Source organism: Allostella sp. (assembly GCF_041913585.1).
Classification (GTDB): domain Bacteria; phylum Pseudomonadota; class Alphaproteobacteria; order ATCC43930; family Allostellaceae; genus Allostella.
On record NZ_JAYSFE010000131.1, the window covers coordinates 1 to 12,018 of the forward strand.

Genomic DNA, 12,018 nt, shown 5'->3' on the forward strand with positions numbered 1-12,018 from the left:
GCCGTCGGCGCCGGCATCGCCGACGACAAGGCGGTCTATATCCACGTCCCGGAGATGGTGCGCTTCTATCTCGGCGAGGAACCGATCCTGAAGAACGTGCCGACCTGGTCCTGCGCCAAGCCCGACGAGCGCGCCTATGTGCTGGAACACCTGGCGGAACTGGTGGTGAAGGACGTGCACGGCTCCGGCGGCTACGGGATGCTGGTCGGCCCGCACGCCAGCCGGGCCGAGCGCGAGGCCTTCGCCGCCAAGATCAAGGCCGGGCCCGAGCGCTACATCGCCCAGCCGACGCTGGCGCTCTCGACCTGTCCCACCTTCGTCGATCAGGGAGTGGCGCCGCGGCACGTCGACCTGCGCCCGTTCGTGCTGGTCGGCCGCGAGAAGGTGAGCATCGTCCCGGGCGGCCTCACCCGGGTGGCGCTGCGCGACGGCTCTCTGGTGGTCAACTCGAGCCAGGGCGGCGGGACCAAGGACACCTGGGTCCTCGAGAGCTGACGGGGAGGGCTGACGAGGATGCTGAGCCGGACCGCCGACAACCTCTTCTGGCTCGCCCGCTACATGGAGCGGGCCGAGAACATGGCGCGCATCCTGGAGGCGGGCTACCGGCTGGCCGCCGTGGGCAACGTCGTCGGCGCCGGCAAGACCGAGTGGCACTCGACGATCGTCGCCGCCGGTTGCGAGGACGGGTTCTACCGCAAGCACCCGGCGGCGACGGCCGAGGCGGCGATCGACTACCTCGCCCGCGATCCCGACAACCCGTCCTCGATCCTGTCCTGCATCCAGACCGCCCGGCGCAACGGCCGCGCCGTCCGCACGGCGCTCTCGGCCGACATGTGGGATGCCGTCAACGGCTCCTGGCTGCAGGCGCGGACCTTCACCGACCAGGACTTCGCACCCGACACGGTGCGACGGGTGCTCGACTGGGTGAAGGAGCGGTCGCTGCTCTTCACCGGCTGCGCCAGCTCGACCATGCTGCGCAACGACGCCTACTGGTTCACCCGCCTCGGCACCTTCATCGAGCGCGCCGACAGCACGGCCCGCATCCTCGACGTCAAGTACAACATCCTGCTGCCGACCTACGAGACCGTGGGCGGAGGGCTCGACTACGTGCAGTGGACGGCGGTGCTCCGGGCGGTGTCGGCCGGTCGCGCCTACCACTGGATCTATCGCCGCGAGGTGAAGCCCTGGCTGGTGGCGGAACTGCTGATCCTGAAGCCGGAGATGCCGCGCTCGCTCGCCGCCTGCTTCGTCGAGATCACCCGCACGCTCGACCTTCTGGCCGGGGCCTACGGCCGCCACGGCGAGGCGGAGCGCATCGCCGGACAGATCCATGCGCGGCTGCGCTACACCCGCATCGACGACGTGTTCCAGCTGGGGCTGCACGAGTTCCTGACGGAATTCATCGACAGCAACGTCCGGCTCGGGCAGGAAGTGTCGAAGCAGTACCTGACCTGAGATCCACGCCCACCCGACCGGTACCCTTGCGATGACCTACTGCGTCGGCCTCCTCCTCGCCGAGGGGCTCGTCATGCTGGCCGACACCCGTACCAACGCCGGCGTCGACAACATCTCGACGTTCCGCAAGCTGCACTTCTTCGAGGTGCCGGGCGAGCGGACCATCTGCCTCGCCTCGGCCGGCAACCTCGCGATCACCCAGGCGGTCATCAACCTGCTGGCCGACGGGTTCGACAGCGACGTGTCCGGCATGTCGGAGAGCATCTACTCGGTGCCCAGCATGTTCCGGGCGGCGCAACTCACCGGCGAGGCGATCCGCAAGGTCTGGCATCTCGACGGCGAGGCGATGCGGCAGCAGAGCATCGGCTTCGAGGCGAGCTTCCTGATCGGCGGCCAGGTCCGCGGCCGCCAGCTCCGCCTGTTCCTGGTCTACTCGGCCGGCAACTTCATCGAGGCGACCGAGGACACCCCCTTCCTGCAGATCGGCGAGCACAAGTACGGCAAGCCGATCCTCGACCGCGCGGTCCGGTTCGACACCGCGCTGGCCGACGGGGTGAAGCTGGCGCTCATCTCGATGGACTCGACGCTGCGCTCCAACCTCACGGTCGGTCTGCCGATCGATCTCATGGTCTTCCGCCGCGATGCGCAGCGGGCGGAGATCAACCGCCGGATCGGCGAGGACGACCCCTATTTCCGGATGATCCGGGAGCGCTGGTCGGCCGCCCTGCGCGAGGCGCACCGCGCCATCGCCCGGCCCGACTGGATGCCGGAGGCGCCGCGGGCCTGAACCCCTCCCGCCCGGCGGGGCGGGAGGGGCGGCCGGTCAGAACCTGACGGCGGTCGTCAACAGGAAGGTGCGGCCCGGGGCGACGTAGGCGAAGCCGCCGCTGGTGTGCGCCGAGTCGTAGTAGGTCTCGTCGAAGAGGTTCTGGACGTTGAAGCGCAGGCCGACATTCTCCGTGATGTCGTAGCTGAGCATGGCGTCGAAGCGCCAGTAGCCCGGCAGCTTGCGGGTGTTGGCGTCGTTGGCCCAGCGCTCGCTGGAGTAGAAGGCGCCGCCGCCGACCGTCCAGTCGCGGAGGAAGCGGTAGGTCGACCAGATGCTGAAGCTGTGCGGCGCGACGTTGGCCATCTCGTTGCCGTCGTTGGACGCGGCCGGCCCGTCATCGACGATCTTGCTCTTCATGAAGGTGTAGCCGCCGAAGACCTTCCAGTCGGGCGTGATGGCGCCGGAGAGCCCGACCTCGAAGCCGTCGACCCGCCGCTCGCCGTCGAGCACGGTGACGCCGCCCAGGTCGTTGACCCGCGCGTTCGTCTTCTCGGTGCGGAAGGCGGCGGCCGTCACCTGCAGCCGGTCGCGCAGCAAGTTCCACTTGGTGCCGACCTCGTAGCTGGCGTTCTTCTCGGGATCGAGTGCGGCCGTGCCGGTCGAGACCGACAGCCCCTCCGCCGAGGGGTTGGTCGAGGTGCCGTAGGAGGCGTAGACGCTGCCGTTGGGGAGCGGCTTCCAGACCGCCCCGATCTGCCAGTTGAAGGAGGTGTCGTCGGACGTGTTGGCGCCGCTCTCCGCTTCGAAGCGGTCGACGCGCGCGCCGCCCGAGATCTCGAACTGCTCGCCGATCCGGACCGTGTCGAAGACGAACGCCGACAGCGTGGTCGCCTTGGTCCTGGTCGAGGTCGTGCTGCGATAGGCGCCGGTCCAGGGATCGTTCGGGTTGGGATTGGCGAGGTCGGCCGCGGGCGCGTTGGTGTAGGCGTTCTGGATGGTCTGGCCGTAGGCGCCGGTCGAGGCGTCGTTGAACTCGCGGCCGGTGGTCCTGGACTTCTCGTGCACCAGTTCGACCCCGGTGCTCAGCTTGTGGCGCAGGAAGCCGGTGCGGAACTCGGTCGTGATGTCGGTCTGGTTGGAGATGATCTCGTTCTTGCTGTCCCGCTGGCGGACGTTGCGCCGCACCGTCGTGTAGTCGGTGCCGTTCGGGAAGGCCGGGACGGTGACGACGTAGTCGTTGGTCGAGCGGCTGTACTGCACCCGGCTGCGGAACTTCAGCGTGTCGCTGAAGTCGTGGGTGAACTCGGCGGCGGCGGTGTCGACCTGGTAGTCCTGGAAGTCGCGCGCGAGCAGCCCGTAGAAATTGTCGCGGTCGACGTCGACCGGCTTGCCGGTGCGCGGGTCGAAGGGATGGCCGTAGTCGGGGACGCCCTCGCCCTGCAGGTGGTAGTAGCTGAGGGTGAGCTGGGTCGGCCGGCCGAGGCCGAAGGTGACCGACGGAGCGAAGCCCCAGCGCTTCTGTTCGACCTCGTCGCGGCCCGGGATCTCGCCGTCATGGATCATCGCGTTGAGGCGCACGGCGACGGTGTCGAAGACCTTCTGGTTGATGTCGGCGGTCGCCCGCTTGGTCCAGCCGCTGCCGACCGTGAGGTCGCCGGCGATCGAGTTCTTCTCGTTCGCGCGCTTGGTCGCGATGTTGATCGAGCCGCCGGTGGCGCCGCGGCCGGTGAAGGCCGAGCTCGGGCCCTTGATGATCTCGACCTGCTCGATGTTGAAGGGATCGCGGAACTGCGAGCCCTGGTCGCGGAAGCCGTCGATGAAGATGTCGTTCTGCGAATCGAAGCCGCGCACGAAGGGGCGGTCGCCGAACGGCACGCCGCCTTCGCCGGCGCCGAGCGTGATCCCGGGCGTGGTGCGCAGGACGTCGGTCAGCGAGGTCGAGCCGCGGTCCTGGATGACCTCGCGCGGGATCACCGTCACGGTGCGCGGCGTGTCGAGGAGGGGGGCGGTGAATTTCGGCGACTGGACCTGGTCCGCCTTGTAGGGTTCGGGCGGAGGGGCGGTGACGCTGACGCCCGGAAGCTGCACGGCCGGCGCGGGCGCTGCGGTCTGGGCCAGCGTGGCGGCCGGCGTCATGGCCGCGCCGGCGGCCGCCCAGGCGAGCACGCTGCGCGAGACGAGGCCGATGGCGCGCGCCGACGGTCGGGCCGGCGGCTTCCGGGAACTGGACATGGATAACCCCCTCGATGTTCGATCCGGCAGATCGGTCTGGTGGAAGACTTGGCTGGCTGGCGGAATCGAGGTCGGGCCTCGGGCTGGCTGGCTTGGTCGCGGATGTTCCGCCCGCGCGGGCGGACGGTCACTTGGTGAGGATCAGCTTCCCGGTGCTGGTGACGCGCAGCCGGTACTCGCTGTCGCCGTGGACGATGATGCATTCCCGCCCGTCGCCGAAGAGGCATCCGGCGTCGAGCCTGCGGATACGCTGCGGCGTCTCCCGCTTCGCGGTCTTGGCGGCCGCCGGGCGCGGGCCCGCGGCGGCGGAGCTGCCGGTCATGTCCCTCGTCGATCCGGTAGAGTTCGCTTCCCCTCGGGACGGATCGTTAGCAGCCGCACTATGAAAACGCAATTCATTCGCATCATCCGATGCGACCGTCGTGGCGGGGTGCGGCGCAGCGGCCACACCCGGGGTCGGAACGCGAGAGAGGCCGGGAGCTAGAGTTCCAGCGGCTGGTAGGCCGCGACCGTCTGCGGGTCGCGGCGCCAGGAGTCCGACTGGTCGACGTAGAGTTCGACGCGGTTGCCGTCGGGGTCGCTGAAGTAGAGCGACTTGCTGACGCCGTGGTCGGCCGCCACCGTCGAGACGCCCGCCGCCTCCAGTTCCGCCTTGGCGCTCTTCAGGGTCGCGACGTCGTCGCCGATCTTGAAGGCGACATGGGCGAGCCCGACGCCCTCGCGGACCGGTCCGGGCGCGTCGTCGCCGACCGCCGCCACCGCGAAGTCGTGGTGGTTGCCGAGGCTGAAGAACGTCATCCCCATGCGGTCGAAGCGGGCGACGATCGGCAGGCCGAGGAGGCCGCCGTAGAAGGCCTCCGCCTTCTCGCGGTTGCGGACCTTGAGGACGACATGCCCGAGCGCCTGGATTCGCATCGTCGACCTCCCCCCGCGTATCAGTGCCCGCCGCCGCCGGTCGGGGCGGCGCCCTTGGGGCCGAACCGGCCCATGATCTCGCCGACGATGCCGCGGCGGAAGGTCAGCACGCAGACGACGAAGATGGCGCCCTGGATGATCGTCACCCAGGAGCCGAACTCGGCCAGGTAGTTCTGCATGGTGACGATGACGGCCGCCCCGACGATCGGCCCGAAGATGGTGCCGAGGCCGCCGACCAGCGTCATCAGCACGACCTCGCCCGACATCTGCCACTGCACGTCGGTGAGCGAGGCGAGCTGGAAGACCAGCGACTTGGTGCCGCCGGCGACGCCGGCCAGCGTCGCCGACAGGACGAAGGCGATCAGCTTGTAGCGATCGGTCTCGTAGCCGAGCGAGATGGTGCGGGGCTCGTTCTCGCGGATCGCCTTCAGGACCTGTCCGAAGGGCGAGTGGATGATGCGGTAGACGATGAGGAACCCGGCGAGGAACAGCGCCAGGACGGTCAGGTACATCGCCATCGGGTCGTGCAGGTCGACGATGCCGAAGAGGTGGCCGCGCGGCACCGACTGGATGCCGTCCTCGCCGCCGGTCCACGGCGCCTGCACCGCGTAGAAGAAGACGATCTGCGACAGCGCCAGCGTGATCATCGCGAAATAGATGCCCTGGCGGCGGATCGCCAGCCAGCCGATGACGAGGCCGAGCGCCGCACCCGTCGCCGCGCCGAGCAGGATGCCCAGTTCCGGCGGCAGGCCCCAGGCCTTGACGGTGTAGGCGGTGACGTAGCCGGCCGAGCCGAAGAAGGCGGCATGGCCGAACGACAGCAGCCCGACATAGCCGACGAGCAGATTGAAGGCGCAGGCGAAGAGCGCGAAGCACAGCACCTTCATCAGGAACACGGGATAGAGGAAGTAGGGCGCCACCAGCAGCAGGGCGACCATCGCCAGGAAGGTGATCCGGGTTGCGCGGTCCATCGTCACCCCTCTAGGCGGCGCGGCCGAAGAGGCCGGCCGGCTTGATCGTCAGCACGATCGCCATGATGACGAAGATCACGGTGTTCGAGGCTTCCGGATAGAAGACCTTGGTCAGCCCCTCGATGATGCCGAGCGAGAAGCCGGTGACGATGGCCCCCATGATCGAGCCCATGCCGCCGATGACGACGACGGCGAAGACGACGATGATGAGGTTCGCGCCCATCAGCGGGCTCACCTGGTAGATCGGCGCCGCCATGACGCCGGCGAAGGCGGCGAGCGCCACGCCGAAGCCGTAGGTGAGCGTGATCATGCGCGGGACGTTGATGCCGAAGGCCTGGACCAGCGTCGGGTTCTCGGTCGCGGCCCGGAGATAGGCGCCGAGCTTGGTGCGCTCGATCACGAACCAGGTGCCGAAGCAGACGACGACCGAGGCCAGCACCACCCAGGCGCGGTAGGTCGGCAGGAACATGAAGCCGAGATTGTAGCCGCCGCGCAGCTCGGCCGGGATGGCGTAGGGCAGGCCCGAGGAGCCGTACTCGTTGCGGAAGAAGCCCTCGACGATGAGGGCGATGCCGAAGGTGAGCAGGAGCCCGTAGAGATGGTCGAGCTTGTAGAGCCGGTGCAGCATCGTGCGCTCGAGCAGGATGCCGAAGGCGCCGACCGCGATCGGCGCCAGGGCGAGCGCCCACCAGTAGCCGAGCCCGAGATGGGTCAGCGACAGGTAGGCGACGAAGGCGCCCATCATGTACTGGGCGCCGTGGGTGAAGTTGATGATGTTGAGGAGGCCGAAGATGACGGCGAGCCCCAGGCTCAGCATGGCGTAGAAGGCGCCGTTGATGAGCCCGATCAGGAGCTGTCCGAACAGCGCCTGCGGGGGAATGCCGATGAGCTCGAACATCCGCTTCGGCCTCGCCCGGCTTTCCGGCTCAGCCCTTGACGAACGGGCAGCCGCCGTCCTTCAGCGGACGGTAGGCCTCGTCGCCCGGGATCGTGCGGACCAGCTTGTAGTAGTCCCACGCGCCCTTGGATTCGCTCGGCTTCTTGACCTCGAAGAGATACATCTCGCGGGCGACCCGGCCGTCCGCGCGCACCGATCCGTTCTTCGTCATGAAGTCGTTGATCGGCATCTTCTTCATCTGGGCGACGACCTTCTCGCCCTCGTCGGTGTTCACCTCCTTGATCGCCTTCAGATAGTGCAGGACGGCGCCGTAGACGCCGGCCTGGACCATGCTGGGCTTCTTCTTCATGACCGCCTCGAAACGCTTGGTGAAGGCGCGCGTCTCGTCGTTCTGGTCCCAGTAGAAGGCTTCGGTCAGCTGCAGGCCCTGGGCCGTCTGCAGGCCCAGCGCGTGGATGTCGGTGATGAAGACGAGGAGGCCCGCCAGCTTCTGGCCGCCGGCGACGATGCCGAACTCGGCCGCCTGCTTGATCGAGTTGATGGTGTCGCCGCCGGCGTTGGCGAGCCCGATCACCTTGGCCTTGGAGGCCTGCGCCTGCAGCAGGAAGGACGAGAAGTCGGGCGTGTTGAGCGGATGGCGGACCTGGCCCAGGACCTTGCCGCCCGCCGCCTTGACGACGTCGGCGGTGTCGCGCTCGAGCGCGTGGCCGAAGGCGTAGTCGGCGGTGAGGAAGTACCAGGTGTCGCCGCCGGCCTTCACGACCGCGCCGCCGGTGCCTTTGGAGAGGGCGACGGTGTCGTAGGTCCAATGCACCGTGGTCGGCTGGCACGCCTTGCCCGTCAGGTCGGAGCTGGCGGCGCCCGAGTTGAGGAAGACCCTGTTCTTCTCCTTGATGAGCGGCGCCAGCGCCAGCGCCACCGAGGAGGTCGGGACGTCGACGATGGCGTCGACGCCGTCGCGGTCCATCCACTGCCGCGCGATGTTCGAGCCGACGTCGGGCTTGTTCTGGTGGTCGGCGAAGACGATCTCGATCTTCTTGCCGTTGACCGTCGGGCCGAAATCCTCGACCGCCATCCGCGCCGCCGTCACCGAACCCTGGCCGGTGATGTCGGCATAGAGCGACGACTGGTCGTTGAGGACGCCGATCTTGACGACGTCGCCCGAGATCTGCGCCGACGCCCCGCCGGCGGCGAGGACGACGGCGGCGCCTGCGAGCAATGCCTGCTTCAGCTTCATGGCCCTGTTCCTTCCCTGTGGACGCCGAAAATGCGGGTGTTGTTCTAGACCCCGAGATACTCGTGCAGCCGGTCGGTCTTCTGCGCGAGCTCGGAATTTTCGATCATGTCGATGACACGGCCATGCTCGACGACGTAGTGGCGGTCGGCGACCGTGGCTGCGAAGCGGAAGTTCTGCTCGACCAGGAGGATCGTGAAGCCGCGCTGCTTCAGCGTGCGGATCACCTGGCCGATCTGCTGGATGATGACCGGGGCCAGCCCCTCGGTCGGCTCGTCGAGCAGCAGCAGGGTGGCGCCGGTGCGCAGGATGCGGGCGATCGCCAGCATCTGCTGCTCGCCGCCCGACAGCTTGGTGCCCTGGCTGCGCAGCCGCTCCTTCAGATTGGGAAAGAGCGTGAAGATCTCCTCGACCGGCATCCCGCCCGCCCGGACCGGCGGCGGCAGCATCAGGTTCTCGCGCACGTCGAGGCTGGCGAAGATGCCGCGCTCCTCCGGGCACCAGGCGATGCCGAGCCGGGCGATGGCATTGGACGGCAGGCGGATCAGTTCCTGGCCGCGGTAGCGGATCGAGCCCGAGCGCCGGCCCATGACGCCCATGATGGACTTGATGGTGGTCGTCTTGCCGGCGCCGTTGCGGCCGAGCAGCGTCACCACCTCGCCCTCGCGGATGTCGAGGGTCATGCCGTGGAGCGCGTGCGACTCGCCGTAGAAGGCGTGGAGGTCGGAGACGGCGAGAAGCGGCTCAGCCATGACCGGTCCCGATATAGGCTTCGACGACGGCCGGGTTCTTCGAGACCTGCTCGTAGGGGCCCTCGGCCAGGATCTCGCCACGCTGGAGCACCGTGATGGTGTCGCAGAGCCAGGCGACGACGCTGAGATTGTGCTCGACCATCAGCACCGTCCGATCCTTGGCGACCTTCTCGATCAGGGTGGCGATGCGGGTGATGTCCTCGCCGCCCATGCCGGCCATCGGCTCGTCGAGCAGCATCATCTCCGGTTCCAGGGCGAGCGTGGTCGCGATCTCGAGCGCGCGCTTGCGGCCGTAGGGCAGTTCGCCCGCGACGGCCGAGCGGAACTCGGTCAGACCCACCGCCTCGATCAGTTCGTCGGCGCGGTCGTGCAGGCTTTCCAGCGAGCGCTCCGACCGCCAGAAATGGAAGGACGTGCCGAGCGGCCGCTGCAGCGCGATGCGCACGTTCTCGCGCACCGACAGGTGCGGGAACACGGCCGAGATCTGGAACGACCGCACCATGCCGCTGCGGGCGACCGCGGCCGGCTTGCTGCTGGTGATGTCGCGGCCGTTGTAGAGAATCTGCCCGGCCGACGGCGTCAGGAATTTCGTCAACAGGTTGAAGACGGTCGTCTTGCCGGCGCCGTTGGGGCCGATCAGGGCATGGATCGTGTGCCGCCGGACCTTGAGGTTGACCTTGCGGACGGCAACGAAGCCCTTGAATTCCTTGGTGAGATCCTGGGTCTCCAGGATGTATTCGCCCGCCATGCCCCAGCCGTCTCTCAGAGTGAACGCTTCCCTGGCGGCCGGGATTTCCGCGATTCCGGCTCTTTGTCGATGTGGAAGCTACTCAACCGCCCGAGCGGTGGCAAGCGATCACCCTCGCGCGCCGGGTTTGCGCCATCGCCATGCGGCAAACCGCCCGGAGCGGCGGCCGGCGAGGGCGCCCTACGATCCGGGACGGGACGACGCGGAAGGGCACGGGCGATGCGGCCGAAGGACATCGTGGTTTTCCTGGAAGGCGACACCGACGCCGGCCAGCGCCTCGCCTTCGCCGCGGCGCTGGCCGAGCGCTGGGGCGCCCATCTGGTGGCCACCTTCGTCGCCCGGGACGTCGCCCTCGACCGCCATGCCGGCTTCGCCATCGGCGACGGCCTGCGCGGCATGCTCGACCATCACCGCGCCGTCGAGGAGCGGGAGCGGGCGGCCGCTGCCGAGGCCTTCGCGCGGGTCGCCGATGGTCGCGCCATCACCTCGGAGTGGCGGGGCTCGCGGAACGAGACGGGCGAGGCGCTGATGCTCCACGCCCGCCATGCCGACCTCGCCATCGTCGGTCCGCCGCGGCCGGACGAAATGCCGACGACGGTCCTCGGGCCGTCGCTCGACGTGATCTTCGCCTCCGGCCGGCCGACGCTGCTGCTGCCCGCCGACTGGCCGCCGGCGCGGCTGCCGGGCCGCGTCCTCGTCGGCTGGAACGCCAGCCGCGAGGCGGCCCGCGCCGTCGCCGACGCCCTGCCGTTCCTGGTCGCGGCCGAGGCCGTCCATCTCGCCGTCGTGCCGGAGCCGAAGATCGCCGGGCTCCTCGGCGCCGACCCCGGTACGGACATCGCCCGCCACCTCGCCCGCCACGGCGTGCCGGTGACGGTCGACCGGCTCGCCGGCGCCGACGTCGGGCAGACGCTGCTCGACCATGCCGAACGCGTCGCTGCCGACCTCCTCGTCATGGGCGCCTCCGGCCAGTCGCGGATCAGCGAGTTCCTCTTCGGCGGCGCCACCCGCACCATCCTCGCCCGCGCCCGGCGGCCCATCCTCCTGTCGCGGTAGTCTGTCCGGCGCCCCCGCCGCGTTGACGCGGCCGGGGCGAAGCGCCGACGATGGCGGCGCCACAGTCCCCGGGGAGCCCGCCGCCGATGCGCGCCGTCGTCGCCATGATGAAGCACGAGACCAACACCTTCTCGCCGGTGCCGACGCCGCTCGCGCGCTTCGGTCGCGGCTCGGGCGAGCCGTGGTACGGCGCGGCCGCGCGCGACGCCTTCCGCGGCACCAACACCGGCTTCGGCGCCTTCCTCGATCTCGCCGAGAAGGCGGGCTGCACCGTCGTCACGCCGATCGCCGCCTCGGCGGCGCCGTCGGGGCCGGTCGAGGCGGACGCCTACGAGCGCATGTGCCGGCCGATCCTGGAGGCGGTCGACGCCGGCTGCGACGTGCTCTTCCTCGACCTGCACGGCGCCATGGTGGCGGAGACGACCGACGACGGCGAGGGCACCCTGCTGGAGCGCATCCGGCACCTGCGTCCGGACCTGCCGATCGCGGTCGCCCTCGACCTCCACGCCAACATGACCGACCGCATGGTCCGCAACTGCACCGCGCTCGTCGGCTACAAGACCTACCCGCACATCGACATGGCGGCGGCGGGCGCCCATGCCGGCCGCATCGTCCTCGATGCCGTCGCCGGCAAGGTGGTGCCGGTGATGGCCTGGGGCGGCCGGCCGATGATCCCGCACACGCTGCGCATGGGCCATGACGAGGCGCCGATGGGCCCGCTCATCGACCGCGCCCGCCGGCAGGAGGCCGAGGGGCTGCTGGCGGTCAGCGTCTTCGGCGGCTTCCCCATGGCGGACATCCCGGCGCCCGGCCTCAGCGTCGTCGCCGTCGCCGACCGCGACGGCCAGCGGGCCGCGCGCGCGGCGCTCGAGCTCCTTGATGCCGCCTGGGAGCACCGGGCCGAGTTCGTCTACGAGGCCGAGCCGCTCGCCACCTCGGTCGCCCGCGCCAAGACGATGACGGAGGGGCCGGTCCTGCTCATCGACCA

General features: G+C 69.4%; 13 protein-coding genes. 5 read left to right on the forward strand and 8 right to left on the reverse strand.

Going from position 1 to position 12,018, the window contains the following annotated elements; translation table 11 throughout:
• The 3 genes from ACE3Q3_RS19735 to ACE3Q3_RS19745 all read left to right on the forward strand — a co-directional run.
• Nucleotides 1-495, forward strand: a 495-nt coding sequence (locus ACE3Q3_RS19735) for a circularly permuted type 2 ATP-grasp protein (protein ID WP_374448954.1), incomplete at its 5' end; no start/stop codon positions are given.
• 18 nt (nucleotides 496-513) lie between these two features.
• Nucleotides 514-1,455: an alpha-E domain-containing protein gene (locus ACE3Q3_RS19740; RefSeq protein WP_374448955.1), complete on the forward strand. Its 942-nt coding sequence runs from the start codon at nucleotides 514-516 to the stop codon at nucleotides 1,453-1,455.
• A gap of 31 nt (nucleotides 1,456-1,486) precedes the next feature.
• Complete coding sequence (locus tag ACE3Q3_RS19745) at nucleotides 1,487-2,242, forward strand: peptidase (RefSeq protein WP_374448956.1); 756 nt, start codon at nucleotides 1,487-1,489, stop codon at nucleotides 2,240-2,242.
• Nucleotides 2,243-2,278: 36 nt separating this feature from the next.
• Here the strand turns inward: ACE3Q3_RS19745 and ACE3Q3_RS19750 are convergent, their stop codons facing one another.
• The 8 genes from ACE3Q3_RS19750 to ACE3Q3_RS19785 all read right to left on the reverse strand — a co-directional run bounded on the left by ACE3Q3_RS19750 (nucleotide 2,279) and on the right by ACE3Q3_RS19785 (nucleotide 9,974).
• Complete coding sequence (locus tag ACE3Q3_RS19750) at nucleotides 2,279-4,456, reverse strand: TonB-dependent receptor (RefSeq protein WP_374448957.1); 2,178 nt, start codon at nucleotides 4,454-4,456, stop codon at nucleotides 2,279-2,281.
• Between the two features lie 127 nt (nucleotides 4,457-4,583).
• Complete coding sequence (gene hemP / locus ACE3Q3_RS19755; RefSeq protein ID WP_374448958.1) at nucleotides 4,584-4,778, reverse strand: hemin uptake protein HemP; 195 nt, start codon at nucleotides 4,776-4,778, stop codon at nucleotides 4,584-4,586.
• Nucleotides 4,779-4,936: 158 nt separating this feature from the next.
• Entirely contained in the window at nucleotides 4,937-5,371 is a 435-nt protein-coding gene (locus ACE3Q3_RS19760) for a VOC family protein (RefSeq protein WP_374448959.1), read from the reverse strand.
• Between the two features lie 20 nt (nucleotides 5,372-5,391).
• The gene (locus ACE3Q3_RS19765; RefSeq protein ID WP_374448960.1) at nucleotides 5,392-6,342 is read right to left on the reverse strand and encodes a branched-chain amino acid ABC transporter permease; all 951 of its coding nucleotides are present in this window, start codon (nucleotides 6,340-6,342) and stop codon (nucleotides 5,392-5,394) included.
• Nucleotides 6,343-6,352: 10 nt separating this feature from the next.
• Nucleotides 6,353-7,240, reverse strand: a complete 888-nt coding sequence (locus ACE3Q3_RS19770; RefSeq protein ID WP_374448961.1) for a branched-chain amino acid ABC transporter permease — start codon at nucleotides 7,238-7,240, stop codon at nucleotides 6,353-6,355.
• A gap of 28 nt (nucleotides 7,241-7,268) precedes the next feature.
• The gene (locus tag ACE3Q3_RS19775) at nucleotides 7,269-8,477 is read right to left on the reverse strand and encodes an ABC transporter substrate-binding protein (protein WP_374448962.1); all 1,209 of its coding nucleotides are present in this window, start codon (nucleotides 8,475-8,477) and stop codon (nucleotides 7,269-7,271) included.
• A gap of 44 nt (nucleotides 8,478-8,521) precedes the next feature.
• Complete coding sequence (locus ACE3Q3_RS19780; RefSeq protein WP_374448963.1) at nucleotides 8,522-9,226, reverse strand: ABC transporter ATP-binding protein; 705 nt, start codon at nucleotides 9,224-9,226, stop codon at nucleotides 8,522-8,524.
• Nucleotides 9,219-9,974, reverse strand: a complete 756-nt coding sequence (locus tag ACE3Q3_RS19785; protein ID WP_374448964.1) for an ABC transporter ATP-binding protein — start codon at nucleotides 9,972-9,974, stop codon at nucleotides 9,219-9,221. The genes ACE3Q3_RS19780 and ACE3Q3_RS19785 overlap by 8 nt, the downstream gene beginning before the upstream one ends.
• A 237-nt stretch (nucleotides 9,975-10,211) precedes the next feature.
• Here ACE3Q3_RS19785 and ACE3Q3_RS19790 point away from each other — a divergent pair, with 237 nt between their 5' ends.
• Together ACE3Q3_RS19790 and ACE3Q3_RS19795 are read left to right on the forward strand one after the other, a co-directional pair.
• Nucleotides 10,212-11,030, forward strand: a complete 819-nt coding sequence (locus ACE3Q3_RS19790; protein ID WP_374448965.1) for a universal stress protein — start codon at nucleotides 10,212-10,214, stop codon at nucleotides 11,028-11,030.
• An 86-nt stretch (nucleotides 11,031-11,116) separates the two neighbouring features.
• A partial coding sequence (locus tag ACE3Q3_RS19795) for a M81 family metallopeptidase (protein WP_374448966.1) occupies nucleotides 11,117-12,018 on the forward strand: 902 nt, incomplete at its 3' end.

Coding starts and splice junctions, on each gene's coding strand:
- ACE3Q3_RS19775 (WP_374448962.1), bottom strand. CDS start 8,477: ATGAAGCTGAAGCAGGCATTGCTCGCAGGCGCCGCCGTCGTCCTCGCC.
- ACE3Q3_RS19765 (WP_374448960.1), bottom strand. CDS start 6,342: ATGGACCGCGCAACCCGGATCACCTTCCTGGCGATGGTCGCCCTGCTG.
- ACE3Q3_RS19785 (WP_374448964.1), bottom strand. CDS start 9,974: ATGGCGGGCGAATACATCCTGGAGACCCAGGATCTCACCAAGGAATTC.
- ACE3Q3_RS19770 (WP_374448961.1), bottom strand. CDS start 7,240: ATGTTCGAGCTCATCGGCATTCCCCCGCAGGCGCTGTTCGGACAGCTC.
- ACE3Q3_RS19780 (WP_374448963.1), bottom strand. CDS start 9,226: ATGGCTGAGCCGCTTCTCGCCGTCTCCGACCTCCACGCCTTCTACGGC.
- ACE3Q3_RS19760 (WP_374448959.1), bottom strand. CDS start 5,371: ATGCGAATCCAGGCGCTCGGGCATGTCGTCCTCAAGGTCCGCAACCGC.
- ACE3Q3_RS19750 (WP_374448957.1), bottom strand. CDS start 4,456: ATGTCCAGTTCCCGGAAGCCGCCGGCCCGACCGTCGGCGCGCGCCATC.
- hemP (WP_374448958.1), bottom strand. CDS start 4,778: ATGACCGGCAGCTCCGCCGCCGCGGGCCCGCGCCCGGCGGCCGCCAAG.
- ACE3Q3_RS19745 (WP_374448956.1), top strand. CDS start 1,487: ATGACCTACTGCGTCGGCCTCCTCCTCGCCGAGGGGCTCGTCATGCTG.
- ACE3Q3_RS19740 (WP_374448955.1), top strand. CDS start 514: ATGCTGAGCCGGACCGCCGACAACCTCTTCTGGCTCGCCCGCTACATG.